The organism is Streptomyces sp. NPDC040405 (assembly GCF_055595765.1).
This window is the reverse complement of sequence record NZ_JBVIVI010000007.1, coordinates 285,683-307,172: the sequence shown is the minus strand read 5'-3', so window position 1 is coordinate 307,172 and position 21,490 is coordinate 285,683. Positions and strand designations below refer to the sequence as shown.

Here is a 21,490-nt window from a genome sequence, read left to right as displayed (position 1 = left end):
CGCTTAGGCTCGACGCCATGCGAGTGAGCACCGTGATCCTGCCCGTCCACCGCTGGGCCGACGGCGGCAGGGAGCTATGGCAGCGCGCCGAGGAGCTGGGTTTCCACGCGGCGTACACCTACGACCACCTGTCCTGGCGCAGCTTCCGCGACGGGCCCTGGTTCGGGGCGGTGCCGACGCTGACGGCGGCCGCCGCGGCGACCTCCCGGCTGCGGCTGGGCACGCTGGTCACCTCCCCCAACTTCCGGCATCCGGTGACGCTCGCCAAGGAGCTGATCTCGCTGGACGACATCTCCGGCGGGCGCGTCACGCTCGGCATCGGCGCGGGCGGCTCCGGCTTCGACGCGACGGCGCTGCTGCGCGGCGGGGAGGAGGCGTGGACGCCGCGGGAGCGGGCGGACCGGTTCGGCGAGTTCGTCGAGCTGCTCGACCGGCTGCTCACGCACGACGTGGTGAACTACGAGGGCGAGCACTACAGCGCGCACGAGGTGCGCAACATCCCCGGCTGTGCGCAGCGCCCCCGGCTGCCGTTCGCGGTCGCGGCCACCGGCCCGCGCGGGATGCGGCTCGCGGCGCGGTACGGGCAGGCGTGGGTGACCACGGGCGATCCGAAGCTCTTCGAGACGGGGACGCCCGCGGATTCGCTGGCCGCCATCGGCCGCCAGATCGAGCGGCTGGGCAAGGCCTGCGCCGACGCCGGGCGGGACGCGGACGGGCCGGACAAGATCCTGCTCACCGGCTTCACCCCGGAGGGGACCGGGCCGCTCAGCTCGGTGGACGCCTTCGTCGACTTCGCGGGCGAGCACGCGCGGCTGGGCATCGACGAGATCGTGCTGCACTGGCCGATCGCCGACTCGGTCTTCGCGGCCGATCCCGGGGTCTTCGAGAAGATCGCCACGGAGGGTGTGGAGCGGGTCGCCGCCCTCTGACCCCGCCTTCCGGTACATCCTGTTGCATGCCATGGACGCCGTATATGCCGCGAAGGCCGGAATGAGGAGCAGAATCGGGGTAGAGAGACTCCCGCTGCCGCAGTGACTGTGGAGGCACCCATGTCGCGTACCCGCTATGCCCCCGACCGTGGGCTGACCACCCGCATGGTCGTGACGATGTTCTTCATCGGCCTGCTCTACGTGGTCTTCGTCGGTGTGCTGATCGCGCTGCTGCGCGGTGCCTGGCCGCTGATCCTGCTCATCGCGGGCGGGCTGTTCGTCGCGCAGTTCTGGTTCAGCGACAAGATCGCGGCGTTCAGCATGGGCGCCCGGGAGGTCACCCCGGAGCAGGCGCCCGAGCTGCACGGTGCGGTGGACCGGCTGTGCGCGCTGGCCGATATGCCGAAGCCGCGGGTGGCGATCGCCGACAGCGATGTGCCGAACGCGTTCGCGACCGGCCGCAGCCAGAAGAACGCGCTGGTGTGCGCGACGACGGGGCTGCTGCGGCGGCTGGAGCCGGACGAGCTGGAGGGCGTCCTCGCCCATGAGCTGTCCCATGTGGCGCACCGCGATGTGGCGGTGATGACCATCGCCTCGTTCCTCGGCGTGCTGGCGGGCATCATGACCCGGGCCGCCCTGTGGGGCGGGCTGTCCCGCAGCAGCCGCAACAACAACGTGGGCATCGCGGTCCTGCTGATCCCGCTGGTCAGCGCCGTGGTGTACGCGATCAGCTTTCTGCTGACCCGGCTGCTGTCCCGCTACCGCGAGCTGTCCGCCGACCGGGCCGGGGCCCTGCTGACCGGCCGTCCCTCGGCGCTCGCCGCCGCCCTCACCAAGGTGACCGGGCAGATGGCCAGCATCCCGACCCGCGATCTGCGCAAGGCCGAGCCGTTCAACGCCTTCTTCTTCGCCCCGGCGCTCTCCGGGCAGAGCCTCAGCAGCCTGCTGTCCTCGCACCCGACGCTGGAGCAGCGGCTCGGGCAGCTCGGGCGCATCGCCGCCCAGCTGGGCCAGCCGGGGCGGAGCTGAGGGCGCATGGGACTCCTCGACATCATCCTCGGCCGCAGCAAGCCCGTACGGCCCGACCTCGACCAGCTCTTCGGGCTGCCGTCGGCCGCGGTCACCCTGGAGGCGGGCGCCGGGCTCACCCCGACGGGGCTCGGGTCGGTGTGCTTCGCCAGCGTCGAGGGCGGCGCCTTCGGGCGGCTCCAGCAGGACGTACGGGAGCTGCTGGACGCGGACACCGACCGGGGCGGGGTGCCCGTCGAGTTCAGCCAGGACGGCTACGGCTATACGTGGCTGCTGGCCCGGCAGCCGCCGGACGACGTGGCGGCCCTGGTGAACGACCTGCACGCGGTCAACACCCTGCTCCAGGACGGGGGGTTCGGCCCGCAGCTGCTGTGTTCGCTGCTCGGGTTCCATGAGGCGGCGGGGCGTTCGCTCGCGCTCGTCTATCTGTACAAGCGCGGCACGTTCTATCCCTTCGCACCGCTCCCGGGCGCCGCCGAGAAGCGGGACAACGCGCTGGAACTCCAGGTGCGGGCGCTGCTCGGGGACGATCTGCGGATCGAGCAGGACCTGAGCCGCTGGTTCCCGGTGTGGGGCGCGCCCGGACTCCAGTCCTGACCCCCGCCCCCCTACGGGGGTGTCAGACCGGAGGACTAGGGAAAAGCAGCCATCTGGGGTGACGTGGACTGTGGCTCACACCACTACCGTCGAACACGTGACTGTGATCGCCACCGAAAGCTTGAGCAAGCGGTTCCCCAGGGTCACCGCGCTCGACCGGCTGTCCGTCGACATCACACCGGGCGTTACGGGCCTGGTGGGTGCCAACGGCGCCGGCAAGTCGACTCTGATCAAGATCCTGCTCGGTCTGTCGCCCGCCAGTGAGGGTCGCGCCGCCGTTCTCGGCCTCGACGTGGCCACCGAGGGCAGCGCCATCCGCGAGAACGTGGGCTACATGCCCGAGCACGACTGCCTGCCGCCCGATGTGTCGGCGACGGAGTTCGTCGTCCACATGGCGCGCATGTCCGGGCTGCCGCCGTCCGCCGCTCGCGAGCGCACCGCCGACACGCTGCGCCATGTCGGGCTGTACGAGGAGCGATATCGCCCCATCGGCGGCTACTCGACGGGCATGAAGCAGCGCGTCAAGCTCGCCCAGGCACTGGTGCACGACCCGAAGCTGGTCCTGCTGGACGAGCCGACGAACGGCCTCGACCCGGTCGGCCGGGACGACATGCTCGCCCTGATCCGCCGCATCCACACCGACTTCGGCATCTCGGTCCTGGTCACCTCGCACCTCCTCGGTGAACTGGAGCGGACCTGCGACCACGTGGTGGTCGTCGACGGCGGCAAGCTGCTGCGCTCCAGCTCCACCAGCGACTTCACCCAGGTGACGGCCTCCCTCGCGGTCGAGGTCACCGACACCGACGAGCACCCGGACGGCACCGCCGCGCTGCGCGCCGCCCTCGACCGGGCCGGGCTCACCGCCTCGCCCGCGCGCCGCGGCGCGGACGGGGCGCCCGCCTCCGACCATCTGCTGCTCGTGGACGTCGCGGGCGAGGAGACGTACGACACGGTCCGGGACGCCATCGCCGGTCTCGGCCTCGGCCTGGTCCGCATGGAACAGCGCCGCCACCGCATCGCGGAGATCTTCAGCACCGACGACGGCCACGAGGACGCCGGAGACGGGACCAGCAAGGGAAACGGAGGTGCCGTCGATGCCGTCTGAGACCGTGCCCCAGCAGCGCGCCGACGTCATTCACAACATCGGCTACCGCCACTACGACGGCCCCCGGCTCGGCCGTGCGTACGCCCGCCGCTCGCTCTTCTCGCAGAGCCTGCGCGGCGCCTACGGCCTCGGCCGCTCGGCGAAGTCCAAGGTCGCGCCGATGCTGCTGTTCGCCGTGATGTGCGCGCCCGCGGCGATCATCGTCTCGGTCGCCATCGCCACCGACCTGAAAAAGCTCCCGGTCGAGTACACCCGGTACGCGATCATGCTCCAGGCGGTCATCGGCCTCTACATCGCCGCCCAGGCCCCGCAGGCCGTCTCCCGCGATCTGCGCTTCAAGACGATCCCGCTCTACTTCTCGCGCCCGATCGAGACGGTGGACTATGTGCTGGCCAAGTGCGGGGCCATGGCCTCCGCCCTCTTCCTGCTCACCGCCTCGCCCCTGGTGATCCTTTACGTCGGGGCCCTGCTCGCCAAGCTCGACTTCGCCGACCAGACGAAGGGCTTCGCGCAAGGACTGGTCTCCGTGGGTCTGCTCTCGCTCCTCTTCGCCGGTATCAGCCTGGTCGTCGCCGCGATCACCCCGCGGCGCGGCTTCGGCGTCGCCGCCGTGATCGCCGTCCTGACCATCTCCTACGGCGCGGTGTCCACCGTCCAGGCCATCGCGTACGCCCAGGACGCCACCGGTGCGGTGCGCTGGCTCGGGCTGTTCTCGCCCATCACGATCATCGATGGAGTGCAGACGGCGTTCCTCGGCGCCAGCTCCTCGTACCCCGGCGGCTTCGGCCCGGGTGCCGGGCCCGGCGCCGTCTACGTCCTCGTCCTCCTTGGCCTGATCGCCGGCTCGTTCGGGCTGCTGATGCGCCGCTACCGAAAGGTCGGGCTGTGACCACGATCGCCATCGACAACGTCTCGCGCTGGTTCGGGAACGTCGTGGCCGTCAACGACGTGACCATGACCATCGGCCCCGGGGTCACCGGGCTCCTCGGCCCCAACGGTGCGGGGAAGTCCACCCTCATCAACATGATGGGCGGCTTCCTGGCCCCCTCCACCGGCAGCGTCACCCTCGACGGCGCCGCGATCTGGCGCAACGAGCAGGCCTACCGCCACATCGGCATCGTCCCCGAGCGCGAGGGGATGTACGACTTCCTCACCGGCCGCGAGTTCGTCATCGCCAACGCCGAGCTGCACGGGCTGTCCGACCCCCGGGCCGCCGCCCGCAAGGCGCTCGACACCGTCGAGATGGACTACGCCGGGGCCCGCAAGATCTCCACGTACAGCAAGGGCATGCGCCAGCGCGTGAAGATGGCCTCCGCCCTGGTCCACGAGCCGTCGGTGCTGCTCCTCGACGAGCCGTTCAACGGCATGGACCCGCGCCAGCGGATGCAGCTGATGGAGCTGCTGCGGCGGATGGGCGCGGAGGGCCGCACTGTGCTGTTCTCCTCGCACATCCTGGAGGAGGTCGAGCAACTGGCCTCGCACATCGAGGTGATCGTCGCCGGGCGGCACGCCGCCTCCGGCGACTTCCGCAAGATCCGCCGCCTGATGACGGACCGTCCGCACCGCTACCTCGTACGGTCCAGCGACGACCGCGCGCTCGCCGCCGCCCTCATCGCCGACCCGTCGACCACCGGGATCCAGGTGGACGCGAGCGACGGCGCCGACGGCGGACTGCACATCCAGGCCGTCGACTTCACGCGCTTCACCGAACTGCTGCCCCGTGTCGCCCGTGAACAGGGCATCAGGCTCCTCACGGTCTCACCCTCCGACGAGTCCCTGGAGAGCGTGTTCTCCTACCTCGTCGCGGCCTGAAAGGAGCCCCTGCGATGCCCGCTCTCTACCATCCCACCGTCGCCCGGCTCACCTACCGAGCCCTGCTCGGCCGCCGCCGCGCGCTGATCCTCTTCGTGCTGCCCGCGCTGCTGGTGGCCATCTCGCTCGCCGTACGCATGCTCACCGGCGTCGACGACTCCACCGCCAACTCCATCCTGGGCGGCTTCGCGATCGCCACCATGGTCCCGCTGATCGGCGTGATCGCCGGGACCGGGGCGATCGGACCGGAGATCGACGACGGCTCGGTCATCTATCTGCTGGCCAAGCCGGTGAAGCGGCCCACGATCATCGTCACCAAGCTGATCGTCGCGATCGGCGTCACGGTCGCCTTCTCGGCCCTGCCCACGCTGCTGGCGGGCTTCATCCTCAACGGCAACACGCACAACCTGGCGGTCGGCTACGCCGTGGCCGCCGCCGTGGCATCCGTCGCCTACAGCGCCATCTTCCTGCTGCTGGGCACGATCACCCGGCACGCGGTCGTGTTCGGCCTGGTCTACGCCCTCGTCTGGGAAGCCTTCTTCGGCAGCGTGGTGGCCGGGGCCAAGACCCTCAGCGTCCAGCAGTGGTCGCTGGCGATCGCCCAGAAGATCACGGACGAGGCGGTCACCTCGGACGTGGGCCTGACGACCGGCGTCGTCCTGCTGATCGTCGCGACCGGCGCCGCCACCTGGTTCGCGGGGCACAAGATGCGCTCCCTCACCCTCGCCGGGGAGGAGTGAGCGTCCTCCTCAGGGCACCTACGGCCGCCAGCGGTTGACGAGGCGGCCGGTCTCCCCCGTGGCGGCGGTCGTCGTGACGACCGCCGCCGTGGTGTGTCCGGGGGCGGCGTTGGCCTGGTCGAGGGCGGAAGCCACGGCCGCGGACGAGCCGAGGGTTACGGTCGCGACCGCACCGGCCACGATCCACGGCGCCCGCAGCATCCGCCGCCACTTCGTGCTCACACCGCTCATGCCGCTCATCTCGTCCTCCGATCGTCGCCGGTGCCCGATGACAGCGAGCGTGACGGCCGGAGTTGTCCGTTTCCCCTTTGCCGCCTGCGGATGAGCTGTGAACGCGGGGACGTGGGGAAGGGGCGCGCGGTCCGTCAGGACGCGATCTTGCGGTCGCGCCCCGCGCCCAGCCCCAGCAGGCCCAGCGCCGTGCACACCGCGAGCATCAGCAGGAGCGGCAGCGTCCAGCCGCCGGTGGCCTGGTGCACCGCGCCGAGCGCCAGCGGGCCCGCGGCGGCCAGCAGATAACCCCAGGTCTGCGCCATCCCCGACAGCCGCGCCGAGGTGTGGGCATCCCCGGTCCGCAGCACCATCATGGTGAGCGCGAGCCCCACCGAGCCGCCCTGCCCCACGCCGATCAGCGCCGCCCACGCCCAGGCCCCGGGCACCGGGGCCACCAGCAGTCCGGCGATCCCGGACGCCATCAGCCCGGCCACCACGACCGCCAGCAGCCGCTGCGCGCGCATCCGCCCGGCCAGCAGCGGCACCACGAACGAACCGGCCATCTGCACCAGCGTGCTGAAGGCGAAGACCAGGCCGGCGGTGGCCTTGCCCATGCCGTGGTCGGTGAGGATCGTCGGCATCCAGGCGATGGTGACGTACGCGACCAGCGACTGCAGCCCCATGAACAGCGTCACCTGCCAGGCCAGCGGCGAACGGGACAGCGCCCGGCCGTCCCCGGCCCGCGCCGGTGCCGCCGCGGGCTGGCCATGGTGTGTACCGCGCCGCGCGAGCACCGCCTGCGGAACCCACAGCACCGCCGCGACCGCGGCCAGCAGCGACCAGGAGGCGAGCGAACCGCGCCAGCCGCCGAGCACGTTCTCCAGTGGGACGGCGGCCGCGGCGGAGGCGGTCGCTCCGGCGATCATCGCGGTCGAGTAGAGGGCGGTCATCACCGCCGCCCGGTCCGGGAAGTCCCGTTTGATCAGGCCGGGCATCAGCACGTTGAGCAGCGCGATCCCGCTGCCGACCAGGGCGCACCCGGCGAACAGCGCGACCAGCGGCGGCGCGACGCGCAGCAGGACCCCGCCGCCCAGCAGCACCAGCGCCGCCAGCAGCGCCGTCTCGGTGCCCCAGCGCCGGGCGAGCCGCGGCGCGAGCGGCGAGGCCAGCCCCATGAAGATCAGCGGGATCGTGGTCACCAGGCTGCCCGCGGTCGCGCTCAGCCCGAAGTCGCCGCTGATCTCGCCGAGCAGCGGGGAGACCCCGGCGAGCGAGGCGCGCATGTTGAGGGACGCCAGCACGATGCCGACCAGGACGAGCGCCGGATGGGCGCGCAGCGTCCGCCGGGCGGCGGCCACCTCCGGGGTCGGCCGCAGATCCGTCTCGGCGTCGACGAGCAGCGGCTCGGCCTCGGGGGCGGGGGTGTGCGGGCGTGACAAGGACAGCTCCGTTCCATGGTGGGGGTGTTGGGGTGGTCGGGTGGTCGGCGGGGTGGCTCAGCCCGCGTCGAGCAACGTCTCGACGGCGCGCTTCGGCGTCTCCAGCAGGGCCCGCGCCGCGCCCTCGGCCGCCGTCGGATCGCCCGACGCGATGGCGTCGACGAGGGCGTGGTGGTCGCCGGGCACGATGCGCGGCATCTCGCGGTCGCCGAGCGACGCCACCAGCGCCTCGCGCACCGAAGTGCTGAACCAGCCGTACGTGGCGCTCAGCGCGGCGTTGTGCGCGGCCTCGACCACCGCGGTGTGGAACGCGACGTCATGCGCCGCGTACAGCTCATGGCTCCCCGACTCCGGCTGCCCCTCGGCGTCCTCGAAGGCCGCCTGCGAGGCGAGCGCCGCGCGCATCCGCTCCAGATCGGCGGGCCGGTGCCGGAGCGCGGCGAGCCGGGCGCCCTCGGCCTCCAGCGCGATACGCAGCTCCAGCACGTCCCGGATCCCGGCGCGCCGTACGTCCCGCATGACCTCGGCCGGGTCGGTGGTGGAGACCACGAAGGTGCCCTCGCCCTGCCTGGACTGAAGCATTCCGGCGTGCACGAGGACGCGAACCGCCTCGCGGACCGTGTTCCGGCCGACCTGAAGCTGCTCGGCGAGCGCATGCTCGGTCGGCACGCGGTCACCGACCCTCCACTCGCCCTCGGCGAACTGCGCGCGCAGCTGCTCCACGACGGTGTCGACGAGCGACTGCCGCCCGGCGGCACGCAAGGCCATGACCTGTGACTCCTCTTCGATTCGACCGGTTGCCCAGTCATCCTACAATCTATCTAGATGCCTATGCCACCTAAATGCTCGGGTCCCGGGCGGCTACCACCGCCCGGGACCCTGTCGGCTACTGCCGACGCCGCCTCTTACCCCGCGCCGAACGCCCCGGCTCCACCGCGGTCTTGAGCCGGGCGACATCCCGGCGGACTTCCTTCATGTCCTCGCCGAGGTCGCAGAGCCGCTCGCTCATGGCGCAGATCACCCGCCCATGCGCGTCGAGCCGCTGGTCCATGCCGTCCAGCCGGGCCGACATCCTGGCCAGCCACGGGGTCAGCTCCCGCAGCGCGGAACCGACGTCGGCCAGCCGCGATTCGACGGCGTCGAGCCGGGTGCCGATCGGCCCCTCCAGCAGCCGCTCGGTGAGGATCTGTTCGAGCGGGGGCCGCCCCGCGCCGGATCCCTGCCCCGCCCGGGCGCGCTCCTCGACGTCGAGCAGATACGTCCGTACCCGCCTGGCGATATCGCTGTCACGCAGCAGCATGGCCACGTTGAGCACGGCGCGGCGGGGGTAGAGGGTCAGCTGCGTGATGGCCTGTGGATAACTCGGATCCCATAGGTCCGAATTGGACCTATGGAAGACTTGCAGGTCAGGGCCTCGGAGTGTGTGCATCCCGTTGCCGTGGAACTCCTCCCGGTGCCGTTTGGCCAGGCTCTTGATGGCTTCTTCCCCAACCTCGAAGTAAGCCGCGACGATGCGTGTGGTGACGTGAACCCCATCGGGGAGCATGGCGAGGATCTTGACCTTGTCGAGGACGTCGGTCCGTTCGATCACGCTGTCGCGCAGCGCGCGCGACTCCAGCAGTGCGGTCTCGGGTGGCATGGCTGTGCCTTCCGGTGTGGATACGGGTGTGGTCGAGCCCCACTAGCCAGGGGCCGATGGCCGCCCGTATCCAGGGACCAGGAGCGGAGGCTGCCATACCTCTTTCGGACCCAACCGCTGTGTCATCCAGCGATCCGTCGCCCGGCCGAAGCTCGAACTCGCGTTGCCGCCGCGCATAACGCGTATCTAGAACAACGATCCGACTGCAGCAGGGTTACGCGACTCCGTCGTGTTGACGGCGCCGGGGACGGAAGCGGGCGCTTACGCCGCGATCGGCTCCGTCGGGGAGGGGTCGGGCTGAGGGTTCGGTGTCGGGGGCTTCGGGCGGTCGCGGACGACGGTGAGGACGAGGAGGCCCGCCGCCAGGGCCGTGATGCCGGAGATCAGGCAGATCCGGTCGAGGCCGGAGGCGAACGACTCGTGGACCAGGGTGCGGGCCGCGGCCGCGTGGTCCGGTGGGGCGGCGGCGATGACGGCGTCGGCGTGGCCGCCGCTGATCGCGTCGGCCGCCTGGCCGGAGGCCCGGGGCGGGACGGTGCCGCTGTCGGTGACCGCGTCCCGGACCCGCGTCGCGAAGACCGTGCCCAGGACCGCGATGCCGAGCGCGTATCCCAGCTGGCGGAAGGTGTTCACCGCGCCGCTGGCCATGCCCGCCCGCTCCGGCGGGGCGGCGCCGAGGGCCGCCGACACCAGGACGGGCATGGCGAGGCCGATGCCGAGACCCGCCAGCGCCAGGCCCGGGGCGAAGGACGTCCAGTCCGAAGAGGCGTCCACCAGCGTGGCGTTGACGAGTGCGCCCGCGCCCACCAGCAGCAGTCCGCCGCCGAGTGTGCGCCCCGGCGCGACCTTGTCCATCAGGCGCCCGCCCGCCGCGCCGACGATCAGCGAGACCCCCGCCATCGGCGTCACCGCGAGCCCCGCCCGTACCGGGCTCATGTCGAGTACGGACTGCAGCCACAGCCCGGCGTAGGTGAGGTAGGGGAAGGCCGCCGCCTGGAGCAGCAGGGCCGCGGCCATCAGCACCGCGAAGGACGGGCGGCGCAGCAGCCGCAGGTCGAGCAGGGGCTGACGGGCCCCGCACTCCACGACGACGAAGACGATCAGCGCGAGAGCGGCACCGGTCAGGGAGAGGACCGTTCCGGTGTCGGACCAGCCCTCCTCGCCGCCCCGCATCAGCCCGTACGTCAGCGCACCGGCGCACGCGGTGAAGAAGGCGGCGCCCGGCCAGTCGATGCGCGCTCCCGGCGCGCCGCGCGATTCGCCGACCGTACGGAGCGTGATCCAGACCGCGATGGCCGTCAGCGGCAGGTTGACGAGGAAGATGGCCCGCCAGTCGACGTACTCGGTGAGCACCCCGCCCAGCACCGGACCGGCCGCCGCGGCCGCCCCGCTCATGCCGCCCCACACCCCGAAGGCGACGCCGCGGGCGCGTCCGGAGTAGGTGGCCATCAGCAGCGGGGTGTTGGTGGCGAACATGGCCGCCGCCCCGGCGCCCTGGACCGCGCGGGCGGCGATCAGCACCCCGGCGTCGGGGGCGAGCCCGCAGGCCAGCGAGGACAGCGCGAAGACGGTGAGGCCGAGCAGATACAGCCGCCGACGGCCGAAGAGGTCCGCCGCCGAACCGGCCACCATGAGCAGCGCGGCGAGCGCCAGCGCGTAGATGTCCATCACCCACTGGAGGGAGGTGAAGGACGCGTCCAGTCCGTGCGCCACCTGCGGCAGCGCGGTGTTCACGATGGTCACGTCTATCAGCAGCATGAAGTTGCCGAGTGTGATGGCGGCCAGCGGCCACCATGTGCTGCGCATGGGGAATCTCCGAGAAGTAGCAGGGGGCGGGCCCGATGCCGGAGCCCCGTGGCCCATACGGTCACCGTGGCACCGGCTTCGCCTCCAGCCAGCGCCGCGCCAATGGCGTTATGCGACATCGGTTAGCTTTGGCCGGTGAAATCCGACGCGTACGACGATCTGGACCGGGCGCTGGTGCACGCCCTCCAACTCGACGGCCGGGCCCCGTTCAGCCGCATCGCCGAGGTGCTGGGCGTCTCCGACCAGACCGTGGCGCGCCGCTACACCCGGCTGCGGACCACGGGGGCGATCCGGGTGCTCGGCCTCACCGATCCGGCGGCGGTCGGCGAGGTGATGTGGATGGTGCGGGTGCAGTGCCTGCCGGACGCGGCCCTGACGGTGGCCGAGGCGCTGGCCCGCCGCCCCGACACCTCCTGGGTGACCGTGATGTCCAACGGCACCGAGGTCGTGGCCATGGCCCGGGCGGAGTCCGGCTGGGACAGCGAACAGCTGCTGCTGGGCAAGCTGCCGCGCACGCCCCGGGTGGTGGGGGTGAGCGCGCACTGTGTGCTGCACGAGTTCTTCGGCGGGCCGAAGGGCCTGGTCATGAAGTCCGGTTCGCTGACCGCCGAGCAGGTCGCACTGCTGAGCCCGCCCACCGCGGAACCCTCCGAAGGGGAGCCGGGGGAGTCGCGGGAGCCGCTGGGCGCCGACGACCGGAAGCTGCTGGCGGTCCTCGCCCGGGACGGCCGGGCGCCGCTGGCCGAACTGGCGGCCGCCACCGGCTGGTCGCAGTCGACGGTGCGCCGTCGGCTCGCCGCCCTGCGCGCCGACGGCACGCTGTACTTCGACGTCGACTACGGCCGCGCGGTGTTCGGGCAGGAGATCGCGACCGGGCTGTGGCTGTCGGTGCCGCCGTCGGAGCTGGGCGCCATGGGGCAGGCGCTCGCGGACCATCCCGAGGTGGCGTTCGCGTGCGCGACCACGGGGCCGAACAATCTGTTCGCGACCGTGGTGTGCCGCGATGTACCGGCGCTCTACGCCTATCTGACGACGCGGGTCGCCGCGCTGCCCGCCGTACGGCACATGGAGACGTCGCCGATGATCCGGAAGATCAAGGGACCGGGTCCGCTGCCCGCCTCACCGCACAACCCGCCGCGGCGCATTCCGTGAACTGTCCCTGATCCGGGGCCGCTTGGAGGAACCTCCGAACCTCCGTTGGTTGAACTCTGTTCATGCATACGCCTGTCTAGATCTTGACGCTTGTCAGGAACCTGCCGAATTCTGGATGTGCGCCACCTCACACCTCCCGCAACCCGTGTCCCACGCGGGTGGTTTGAGCTGCCGTCAGCAACCAACGGAGGGAACCGAAATGCGTCGTCTCGTCACGAGTCTTGCCACCACCGTCGTCACCGCGGCCGCCGCCGTCGCCCTGGCCGCCCCCGCCCAGGCCGCCCCCGCCGACAAGGCGCAGGTGCTCGCGAGCTGGACCCAGACCAGCGCCAGCAGCTACAACACCTGGCTCGCGGCCCGCAACAACCAGGGCGCCTGGGCCGCGTACGCGTTCGACTGGTCCACCGACTACTGCAGCAGCTCCCCCGACAACCCCTTCGGCTTCCCCTTCCAGACCTCCTGCGCCCGCCATGACTTCGGGTACCGCAACCACAAGGCGCTCGGCATCTTCGACGCCAACAAGGCCCGTATCGACAGCGCCTTCTACGAGGACCTCAAGCGGGTGTGCTCCGCCTACTCCGGTGCGCAGAAGACCGCCTGCGACGGCACCGCGTGGACCTACTACCAGGCCGTGAAGAACCTGGGCTGACGCCCCGGACCCCGTATGACGACGGGCGGCCCGCCGTGGGCCGCCCGTCGTCATACGTCATCCGTCTTCAGCCAAAGGCTCAGCCGAGGAGCCGCTCCAGCACCACGGCTATGCCGTCCTCCTCGTTGGAGGCGGTGATCTCGTCGGCGACGGCCTTCAGGCCGTCGTGCGCGTTGGCCATCGCGACACCGTGCTTCGCCCAGCCGAACATCGGTATGTCATTGGGCATGTCGCCGAACGCGATGGTGTCCGCCGCCGTCACCTTCAGCCTGCGGGCCGCCAGCGAGAGGCCCGTGGCCTTGGTCAGCCCCAGCGGCAGCAGCTCCACCAGACCCGCGCCCGCCATCGTCACCCCGATCAGACCCCCGGCGGCGATCCGCGCGGCATCCGCGAGCGCGTCGTCGCCCAGCTCCGGGTGCTGGATGTAGAGCTTGCTGATGGGCGCGGACCACACCTCGTCCCGGTCGCTGAACGAGTTGAGCGGCATGTCCCCGTGCCCCACCCGGTATCCCGGGCCGAACAGCACCTCGCCGTCGAGCCCGTCGCGGGCCGCGGCCAGCAGCAGCGGACCGATCTCCGCCTCGATCTTCTCCAGCGCCAGCATGGCCACCTGGCGGTCCAGCGTGACGGAGGTCAGCAGCCGGCGCTCGCCCGCGTGGTAGACCTGCGCGCCCTGGCCGCACACCGTGAGCCCCTCGTAGCCGAGGTCGTCCAGTATGTGCCGGGCCACCGGCACGGTGCGCCCGGTGACGACGATATGGGCGGCTCCGGCCGCGGTCGCCGCGGCGAGCGCGGCACGGGTACGGGCCGAGACGGTGTGGTCGGGCCGCAGCAGGGTGCCGTCGAGATCCGTCGCGACCAGGGGATACGGAAAGGTGGTGGCGGCGCTCACCGGGCGACCGGTGCCAGGACCTCGCGCCCGCCCAGGAACGGCCGCAGCACCTCGGGCACCCGCACCGAACCGTCGGCCTGCTGGTGGTTCTCCAGGATCGCGACGATGGTCCGGGTGACCGCGCACAGCGTGCCGTTCAGCGTCGCCAGCGGGCGGACCTTCTTGCCCTCGCGCATCCGGATCGACAGCCGCCGCGACTGGAACTCGGTGGTGTTGGACGTCGAGGTCAGCTCGCGGTACTTGCCCTGGGTCGGGATCCACGCCTCGCAGTCGAACTTCCGCGTCGCGGACGAGCCCAGGTCACCCGAGGCCAGATCGACCACCCGGAACGGCAGTTCGAGCGAGGTCAGCCACTGCTTCTCCCACTCCAGCAGCCGCTGGTGCTCGGCCTCCGCCTCCTCCGGCGTGGTGTAGACGAACATCTCGACCTTGTCGAACTGGTGCACCCGGAAGATGCCCCGGGTGTCCTTGCCGTACGACCCGGCCTCGCGGCGGAAGCAGGAGGAGAAGCCCGCGTAGCGCCGCGGCAGCTGCTCCGCGTCCAGGATCTCGTCCATGTGGTACGCGGCGAGCGGGACCTCGGAGGTGCCGACCAGGTAGAGGTCGTCCTTGTCCAGGTGGTAGACGTCCTCCGCGGCCTGGCCCAGGAAGCCGGTGCCCTCCATGGCCTTCGGCTTGACCAGCGCCGGGGTGAGCACGGGGGTGAAGCCCGCCGCGCCGGCCTGCGCCATCGCCGCGTTCACCAGCGCGAGCTCCAGCAGCGCGCCGACGCCGGTGAGGTAGTAGAAGCGCGAACCGGAGACCTTGGCGCCGCGCTCGGTGTCGATGGCGCCGAGCAGCTCGCCCAGCTCCAGGTGGTCCTTGGGGGTGATGCCCTCGGCCGCGAAGTCGCGCGGGGTGCCGACCGTCTCCAGGACGGTGAAGTCGTCCTCGCCGCCCACGGGGACGTCAGGGTGGACCAGATTGCCCAGCTGGCGCAGCAGGGTCTGGGTCTCCTCGGCCGCCACGTCCTGCTCGGCGTCGGCCGCCTTGACCGCGGCGGACAGTTCACCGGCCTTCTTCAGCAGCTCGGCCTTCTCGTCCCCGGATGCCTTGGGGATGAGCTTGCCGAGCGCCTTCTGTTCGGAGCGCAGCTCGTCGAAGCGGACACTGGAGGACCTGCGCCGCTCGTCGGCGGCCAGGAGGGCGTCGACGATGCCGACGTCCTCTCCACGGGCGCGCTGGGAGGCGCGCACTCGGTCGGGGTCCTCACGGAGCAGGCGAAGGTCAATCACCCCCCCAGGTTACCGGTGTGACCTCGGGGGCTCGACGCGATATTCCGGTGTGCCCCTTTTTGCCCCCATTTAGGGCTGTGGGAAAACCTGGGAATTCCTGTGGGGGGCGGCGTCAAGGAATGCGTGCGCATTCCCCGAAAAGGGGCAAAGAGATGACTGGCTTGCCCTGCGTGCGGGGCGAGTTGGCGATCCGTTGTCCACAGGGTTGTTGGGATACTCGGGAGTTATCCACAGCCTGTGTGTGAGATCTGTGGATGTCGAGGTGATCGTTTAGTCCGCCGAGTGCTCGGCGATGGATTCCCCTATCGAATCGCGTTCACACACTCTTTGAGAGAGGAATCCCTCACTCCAAAGAGCGGATCAAGGGAATTGCGGTGACGGATTCCGCAATGTCCGGTGTTGTGAGCCGATGAGGTGACTGTGGTGATGTGTCGACATTGCCGGATTGGTGGTGTCGACTTGTCCCCAGCGTGCGGCCGAGCCTGTGGATAACTTTTCCGTGAAGATGACCCGGCACGGCGTTGACCGGCCCCGGGCCCGACGTCCCGGCCGCGCTCAGCCCCCGTACGCGGTCCCCTTCACGCGGTCCCGAGCGGGCTCAGCCCCGCCCGTCCTGGCAGCGGGCCAGCCACTCCGCCGCCTCCGTGAACGCCTCGTCCGAGGTGCCGTGGCGCAGCGGCGCCAGGTCCGCCGCGTCCACCCCCGCACGCGGGTACGAGCCCAGGAAGCGGACCTTCGGGCAGACCCGCTTCAGCCCCATCAGGGCCGAGCCCACCCGCCGGTCCGTGATGTGCCCCTCGCAGTCCACCGAGAAGCAGTAGCGGCCGATGCCCTCGCCGGTCGGGCGCGACTCGATCCGCATCATGTTGACGCCGCGTGCCGAGAACTCCTGGAGCAGCTCAAGCAGCGCGCCCGGGTGGTCGGCGCCGAGCCAGATCACCACGGACGTCTTGTCCGCGCCGGTCCGGGCGGCGGGCCGGGCCGGGCGGCCGACCAGCACGAAGCGGGTCATCGCGTTCTCCGCGTCGTGGATGTCGGTGACCAGCGGCTCCAGACCGTACTTCGGCCCCGCGAACGCGCCCGCGAACGCCGCGTCGTAGCGCCCCTCCTGCACCAGCCGCGCGCCGTCCGCGTTCGAGGCGGCCGACTCCCACAGGGCGTCCGGCAGGTTCGCCGCCAGCCAGTTGCGGACCTGCGGCTGGGACACCGGGTGCCCGGTCACCGTCTTGACGTCCGAGATCGTGGTGCCCGGCCGCGCCAGCAGCGCGAAGCTGATCGGCAGCAGCACCTCGCGGTAGATCGTCAGCGGTTCGCCGGTGGCCAGCTCGTCGAGGGTCGCCGTGACCCCGCCCTCGACCGAGTTCTCGATGGGCACCAGGGCGGCCGCCGCCGCGCCGCTGCGCACGGCGTCCAGCGCCGCGGGCACCGAGACCATCGGGACCAGCTCGCGCGTGGCAGCCTCCGGCAGGGACCGCAGCGCGGCCTCGGTGAAGGTGCCCTCGGGGCCGAGGTAGACATACTGACTGGCCGACATCACGGTGGCTCCCTGTGATCGTATGAGAGCCGCCACGATACCCAGCGGCTTCCGGGGCCGAGGCGGTTCATCCCCCGCTCACCCTTCCAAGAGTGCCTGACCCACGTACCCGTCCGGCGCGCAGCCGCCCGGCACCGCGAAGAGCGCGCTCGCCTCGTGCCGCAGGAACCGGGACAGATCGTCCCCGAGGTCCAGCTTCCGCTGCACCGGTACGAACCCCTTCATCGGATCCGCCTGCCACGCGATGAACAGCAGCCCCGCGTCCGGCGCCCCGTCGTCGCGGAAGCCGTCGTGGTACGAGAACGGGCGGCGCAGCATCGCCGCGCCCTGGTTCGACTCGGGGGCCGCGACCCGTACGTGGGCGGCGCCCCCGATGGCCAGCCCGCCCTCCGCGTTCAGCTTGTCGAGCCGCACCGGGGTCGTCTCGGTGCCGCCGGACAGCGGGGCCCCGTCCGACTTGCGGCGGCCGACGACCTTCTCCTGCCGCTCCCGGGAGAGGTTGTCCCAGGAGTCGAGCAGCATCCGGATCCGGCGCACCACGGCGTACGAGCCGCCCGCCATCCAGGCCGGGTCCCCCTTGTCCGGTACGAAGATCCGCCGGTCGAAGGTCGGCTCCTCCGGCTTGGGGTTGTTCGTGCCGTCGACCTGGCCCATCAGATTGCGCACGGTCATGGGGTGGCCGGTGGCTCCGGGGGCGCGGTTGAAGCCGTTCATCTGCCAGCGCAGCCGGGCGGTGTCCCCGGCCTCTCGCTGGAGCGCGCGCAGCGCGTGGAAGGCGACGAGCCCGTCATCGGCGCCGATCTGGACCCACAGGTCGCCGTTGCTGCGCTTCGCGTCGAGCGCGTCGGAGGCGAAGTCGGGGAGCGGAGCGAGTGCCTCCGGGAGCTGGTCCTTCACACCGGCCTTGCCGAAGAAGGAGCGGCCGAAGCCGAAGGTGACCGTGAGGGAGGACGGTCCGGCGTCGAGCGCGATGCCCGTGTCGTCCGGCGGCGTCCTGCCCTCGGCCAGCTCGCGCGCCGTCCTCGACCAGCGGCGCAGCAGCGCGGCGGCCTGTCTGCGGTTCGCGCCGGGCGCCAGGTCGAAGGCAAGGAGATGGCCGTGGGCCTGCAGCGGGGTGGTGATCCCCGCCTGGTGTTTGCCGGAGAAGGGGACGGCCGTCGAGCCGACCGAGCTGAGCGGCCGGGGCGTATCCCGCGTCGCCTCCGCGGCGTACGCGCCGGCCGCCCCGCCGGCGACGAGCCCGGCCGCGCCCGCGGCGCCGGCCGAGCCCAGCAGTCGGCGCCGGGACACCCCGGCGGGGGCGGCTTGCTGGTCTTGTGGGGTTTCGTCGGTTTTCGGGGCTTGCTGAGTGCTCATTGCGCGATCTTCACGTTCCTGGTCTCCGTCACCTGGTCGATGTCGGAGGTACGTACGGTGAGGGACAGCAGCCACTTTCCGGCCATGGGGAGCTGGACGCTCTGGGCGTTCCAGTGTCCGGTGGAGCGGTGCTTGAGGGGGATCGACAGCGGGCCGAGGCCCTTCTGCTTGAGAGTCAGCGCGACCTTCACCTCCGGCACGTCGATCGGACGGTCGGCGAAGTCGCTGATGAAGACGTTGAGGGCGTTGTCGCCGGGCAGCGCCGGGTCGAGCATGACGATGGCCTTGCCGCGGCCGCTCTTGGGGCCGGTGTTGTACGGGATCGACACGCTCACCGGATCGACGTTCAGCCCGCCGGGGTCCACGGCCGCGGCGGCCGCGGGCTTCCCGGTATCCGCCCGGCCCGGCTGGGTGCCGCTCAGCACGGTGGTCACCGCGAGCAGCACCGCGGCCACGACGGTCTCGGCGATCACGGAACGGCGCAGTCCGCTGCGCTGCGGGTCAGCGTCGCGCTCCCGCCGGGTGGCGGTCCGGTCCTTGGCCGCCCGCTGACGGGCGAGCTGGGCGGTGCGTACGGGGTCGTCGTCGGCCCCGGAGCCCTCGGCGGCGCCTTCACCGGCGTCGGACGCTCCGGCGTCGGACGCCCCGGCGTCGGACGCTCCGGCGGCGCCGGTACGGACCGGCTGCCCGGCCTTCACCATCGCCTTGGCCTCGCCCTCCGCTTCCGCCGCGGCGGAGACGGCGGAGGAGGCGACTTCGGCCGTGGCGTCGCCGAGACGGCTGGTCCAGCGGCGCGAGAAGGCGGCGATGCCGACGAGCACCGCCACCAGCGCCACCTTGATCAGCAGCAGCCGCCCGTAGTCGGTGCCGGTCAGCGCCTTCCAGGAGCCGACCTGCCGCCACGACTGGTACAGCCCGGTGAGGACCAGGGCGACGACGGAGCCGAAGGCGAGCCGGGAGAAGCGGACCACGGCCGCCCGCTCGATCGGCACGCCCGCGCGGAGCGTCACCGCGAGCGAGGCGAGACCGCCCAGCCACACCCCGACCGCGACCAGGTGGATCACGTCGACCGGCATGGCCAGCTGGCGCTGGATGCCGACCGAGGCGTGCTCGGCCATCGCCCAGGTCGCGGCGAGGCCCACCGTGACGACGACGCCGCCGAAGCCGAGCCCGAAGGCGAGGTCATGGCGGCGCTTGGCGTCCTCCTCTTCCGCCTCGGTGTGGCGGGTGTACGAACCGAAGAGCACGGCCAGGAAGACCGCCGCCACGCCGAGCAGCAGCAGCCGGGACAGCAGCGCCGCGCCCGGCTTGGTGTCGAGGACGTCGCCGAGCCCGCCGAGGTCGAAGACCTTGCCGAGCCCCTCGGAGCTGGCGTACGGCCCGCGCAGCAGCAACAGCATCAGGGTGGCCCCGAAGAGCGTCGCCCAGCCGCCGACCGCGATCTTCCGGACCGGCCGGGAGGACCGGCACACCCCGGCGAACACGCAAGCGCCGACCAGCGCCGCGAACCCGCCGTAGGCCGCGTACCGCCCGATGCCGTACAGCGTGGTGACCGTGCTGTCGCCGCTCTCGCCCGACGGCGCCTTGACCGAGGTCTTGGACGGCGCGCCGATGGAGAAGGTGAACGCGCCGCTCACCGGGTGGCTGTCCTCCGAGACCGCCTTCCACGCCACTGTGTAGGTGCCGTCGGGCAGCCCGGAGCGCAGCGCGACCGCCGCGGTCGACGACTTGCCGTCCACATGCGCCGTCTTCCCGGCGTCCACGCGCTTGCCCTTGGGGTCGAGGACGCGCACCGCGTCCCGGCCGAGCAGCACGCCCTCCGTGAAGGTGAGCGCGACGTCCGACGGCGCGGACTTCACCACCGCTCCCTCACCGGGGCTGGTGGAGGTGAGCGCGGCGTGCGCGGACGCGGGCCCGGCACCGAAGCTCAGCGCGCACAGCAGCGCAGCGAGCAGGGCGCCGAGGACCGACAGCAGCCGCCGCGCGGTGACGGAGGTCCGGACACCGGTCCGGGGCCGGACGGTCGGGGAGATCAGCGAGGGCATCGGCTGTCAGTCCTTGGGACGGTACGTCATCGGCTCGACCGGGACTTTGATCTTGATGGCGTCGGACGTGGCGAAGTGCAGGGTGAATTCGACCTTCTCACCGACCTTCGGCTTGTGGGTCAGTTTTGTCAGCATCAGATGATCGCCCCCGCTGGACAGCCTGAGTTGGCCGTTCGCGGGCACGTCGAGCGAGCTGACCTGCTTCATCTGCGTGCCCTTGGTGGTGTGCAGGGTGACGTCGCGGGCGAGCGGGGTGGTGATGGACGTCAGCTTGTCGGCGCCGCCCCCCTTGTTCGTCACGGTCAGGAAGCCCGCCGCCATGTCGCCCATCGCGGGCCGCGGGATGTACGCGCCGCCGACGGACAGCTCGGGGCGGTCCCCGCTGCCTCCGTCGTCGCCGCCGCAGGCGGTGAGCGTGCCGGTCAGTCCGAGGGCGAGGGCGGCCGCGGCGGCGGCCCGGTGCCGGGCGGTCACGGGTTCTCCCCCTTGATGATCTTCGGGAGGTCCTTGGCGTACTGCTGGGGCGAGGTCGACGTGGTGTAGATCCAGTGCCCCTTGTCGTCCTTCGGCGAGAAGCCCAGCACCTGGGCGCCGTGGTTGACGGTGAGGCTGCCGTCCTTCTCCTTCTTCGGCTTCTCGATGAAGATGCCGAGCGGCTTGGCTCCGGCCTGGATGGTGTCGAAGTCGCCGGTCAGCCCGACGAAGTCCTTGCCGCCCTGGGCGTCCAGCCACTTCCGCATCCGCTGCGGGGTGTCGCGCTCCGGGTCGGTGGTGACCATCACGACCCGCAGCTTCTCGCGCTCGGCCTTGGACAGCTTGGACACGGCGATGCCGAGGTTGCTCATGGTCAGCGGGCAGACGTCCGGGCAGTGGGTGTAGCCGAAGAAGAGCAGGGTCGGGTGGCCCTTGGTCTCCTTGAGCAGGTCGTACTTCTTGCCCTCGGTGTCGGTGAGGACGAGGTCGGGCTTGGCCTTGGCGTCGTTGTTCAGGACGATCGCCTGTCCCGTCTTCTGCCCGCCCGAGACGCTGGCGGCGCTGTCCCCCTTGTCCCCGCCGTCGCCGGAGCCGCCGCAGGCGGTGAGGGTGAGCGCGACGGCGGCGACGAGGGCGGAGCCCAGGATCTTGGTGCGCATGGAGCTGTTCTCCAAAGAGATCGATGGATCGGTGGTGCGTGGGTGGTGGGGGGGGGGGGGGGGGGGGGGGGGGGGGGAGGAGGAGGGGGGGGGAGGGGGGGCCCGCGAACCAGAGGGTGGCGAGGGTGGAGGCGTCGTAGACGCTG

At 71.5% G+C, this 21,490-nt stretch carries 21 protein-coding genes; 9 read left to right on the top strand and 12 right to left on the bottom strand.

The annotated features are described in order from the left end of the window. Positions 1 to 17: 17 nt before the first annotated feature. From ACZ59A_RS28215 to ACZ59A_RS28185, 7 genes are all read left to right on the top strand, one after another. Positions 18 to 929, top strand: coding sequence for an LLM class flavin-dependent oxidoreductase (locus ACZ59A_RS28215; protein WP_470963930.1), 912 nt, complete (start codon positions 18 to 20; stop codon positions 927 to 929). A gap of 120 nt (positions 930 to 1,049) precedes the next feature. After that, complete coding sequence (gene htpX, locus ACZ59A_RS28210) at positions 1,050 to 1,958, top strand: zinc metalloprotease HtpX (RefSeq protein ID WP_470963927.1); 909 nt, start codon at positions 1,050 to 1,052, stop codon at positions 1,956 to 1,958. 6 nt (positions 1,959 to 1,964) lie between these two features. Next, on the top strand, positions 1,965 to 2,555 hold the full coding sequence (gene pspAB / locus ACZ59A_RS28205; RefSeq protein ID WP_468043200.1) for a PspA-associated protein PspAB: 591 nt from the start codon (positions 1,965 to 1,967) through the stop codon (positions 2,553 to 2,555). Positions 2,556 to 2,625: 70 nt separating this feature from the next. Beyond that, positions 2,626 to 3,660, top strand: coding sequence for an ABC transporter ATP-binding protein (locus ACZ59A_RS28200; protein ID WP_470963924.1), 1,035 nt, complete (start codon positions 2,626 to 2,628; stop codon positions 3,658 to 3,660). Further along, complete coding sequence (locus ACZ59A_RS28195; RefSeq protein WP_470963921.1) at positions 3,650 to 4,549, top strand: ABC transporter permease subunit; 900 nt, start codon at positions 3,650 to 3,652, stop codon at positions 4,547 to 4,549. Before ACZ59A_RS28200 ends, ACZ59A_RS28195 begins: the two co-directional genes overlap by 11 nt. Continuing rightward, positions 4,546 to 5,472: an ABC transporter ATP-binding protein gene (locus ACZ59A_RS28190; RefSeq protein ID WP_470963918.1), complete on the top strand. Its 927-nt coding sequence runs from the start codon at positions 4,546 to 4,548 to the stop codon at positions 5,470 to 5,472. The genes ACZ59A_RS28195 and ACZ59A_RS28190 overlap by 4 nt, the downstream gene beginning before the upstream one ends. 14 nt (positions 5,473 to 5,486) lie before the next feature. Next, a complete protein-coding gene (locus ACZ59A_RS28185) occupies positions 5,487 to 6,212 on the top strand; it encodes an ABC transporter permease subunit (protein ID WP_470963915.1) in 726 nt (241 codons plus the stop codon). Between the two features lie 18 nt (positions 6,213 to 6,230). On the opposite strand, the gene ACZ59A_RS28180 is transcribed toward ACZ59A_RS28185, so the two are convergent. The 5 genes from ACZ59A_RS28180 to ACZ59A_RS28160 form a co-directional block, all read right to left on the bottom strand. After that, positions 6,231 to 6,443: a hypothetical protein gene (locus tag ACZ59A_RS28180; RefSeq protein ID WP_470963912.1), complete on the bottom strand. Its 213-nt coding sequence runs from the start codon at positions 6,441 to 6,443 to the stop codon at positions 6,231 to 6,233. A gap of 134 nt (positions 6,444 to 6,577) precedes the next feature. Further along, positions 6,578 to 7,864, bottom strand: a complete 1,287-nt coding sequence (locus ACZ59A_RS28175; protein ID WP_470963909.1) for a CynX/NimT family MFS transporter — start codon at positions 7,862 to 7,864, stop codon at positions 6,578 to 6,580. 57 nt (positions 7,865 to 7,921) lie between these two features. Next, the gene (locus ACZ59A_RS28170) at positions 7,922 to 8,632 is read right to left on the bottom strand and encodes a FadR/GntR family transcriptional regulator (RefSeq protein WP_470963906.1); all 711 of its coding nucleotides are present in this window, start codon (positions 8,630 to 8,632) and stop codon (positions 7,922 to 7,924) included. Positions 8,633 to 8,750: 118 nt separating this feature from the next. Next, positions 8,751 to 9,503, bottom strand: a complete 753-nt coding sequence (locus tag ACZ59A_RS28165) for a hypothetical protein (RefSeq protein ID WP_470963903.1) — start codon at positions 9,501 to 9,503, stop codon at positions 8,751 to 8,753. Positions 9,504 to 9,764: 261 nt separating this feature from the next. Next, positions 9,765 to 11,309, bottom strand: a complete 1,545-nt coding sequence (locus ACZ59A_RS28160) for an MFS transporter (RefSeq protein WP_470963900.1) — start codon at positions 11,307 to 11,309, stop codon at positions 9,765 to 9,767. 135 nt (positions 11,310 to 11,444) lie between these two features. Between ACZ59A_RS28160 and ACZ59A_RS28155 the strand changes: the two genes are divergently transcribed. Both ACZ59A_RS28155 and ACZ59A_RS28150 read left to right on the top strand, forming a co-directional pair. Continuing rightward, positions 11,445 to 12,461, top strand: a complete 1,017-nt coding sequence (locus ACZ59A_RS28155; RefSeq protein ID WP_470963897.1) for an Lrp/AsnC family transcriptional regulator — start codon at positions 11,445 to 11,447, stop codon at positions 12,459 to 12,461. 199 nt (positions 12,462 to 12,660) lie between these two features. After that, complete coding sequence (locus ACZ59A_RS28150) at positions 12,661 to 13,110, top strand: phospholipase (RefSeq protein ID WP_468043221.1); 450 nt, start codon at positions 12,661 to 12,663, stop codon at positions 13,108 to 13,110. A 79-nt stretch (positions 13,111 to 13,189) separates the two neighbouring features. Here ACZ59A_RS28150 and ACZ59A_RS28145 read toward each other — a convergent pair whose 3' ends face one another. The 7 genes from ACZ59A_RS28145 to ACZ59A_RS28115 form a co-directional block, all read right to left on the bottom strand. Further along, entirely contained in the window at positions 13,190 to 14,002 is an 813-nt protein-coding gene (locus tag ACZ59A_RS28145; RefSeq protein WP_470963894.1) for an HAD family hydrolase, read from the bottom strand. Then, the gene (serS, locus tag ACZ59A_RS28140; protein ID WP_470963891.1) at positions 13,999 to 15,276 is read right to left on the bottom strand and encodes a serine--tRNA ligase; all 1,278 of its coding nucleotides are present in this window, start codon (positions 15,274 to 15,276) and stop codon (positions 13,999 to 14,001) included. Before serS ends, ACZ59A_RS28145 begins: the two co-directional genes overlap by 4 nt. 598 nt (positions 15,277 to 15,874) lie before the next feature. After that, positions 15,875 to 16,810 carry a prephenate dehydratase gene (gene pheA / locus ACZ59A_RS28135; protein WP_470963889.1) on the bottom strand — a complete coding sequence of 312 codons (936 nt, stop codon included), beginning with the start codon at positions 16,808 to 16,810 and terminating at the stop codon, positions 15,875 to 15,877. Positions 16,811 to 16,888: 78 nt separating this feature from the next. Further along, a complete protein-coding gene (efeB, locus tag ACZ59A_RS28130) occupies positions 16,889 to 18,166 on the bottom strand; it encodes an iron uptake transporter deferrochelatase/peroxidase subunit (protein ID WP_470963886.1) in 1,278 nt (425 codons plus the stop codon). After that, positions 18,163 to 20,211: a copper resistance CopC/CopD family protein gene (locus ACZ59A_RS28125; RefSeq protein ID WP_470963883.1), complete on the bottom strand. Its 2,049-nt coding sequence runs from the start codon at positions 20,209 to 20,211 to the stop codon at positions 18,163 to 18,165. Before ACZ59A_RS28125 ends, efeB begins: the two co-directional genes overlap by 4 nt. A gap of 6 nt (positions 20,212 to 20,217) precedes the next feature. Then, on the bottom strand, positions 20,218 to 20,685 hold the full coding sequence (locus ACZ59A_RS28120; RefSeq protein WP_470963880.1) for a copper chaperone PCu(A)C: 468 nt from the start codon (positions 20,683 to 20,685) through the stop codon (positions 20,218 to 20,220). Next, entirely contained in the window at positions 20,682 to 21,344 is a 663-nt protein-coding gene (locus ACZ59A_RS28115; protein ID WP_470963877.1) for an SCO family protein, read from the bottom strand. The genes ACZ59A_RS28120 and ACZ59A_RS28115 overlap by 4 nt, the downstream gene beginning before the upstream one ends. Between the last annotated feature and the right edge of the window lie 146 nt (positions 21,345 to 21,490).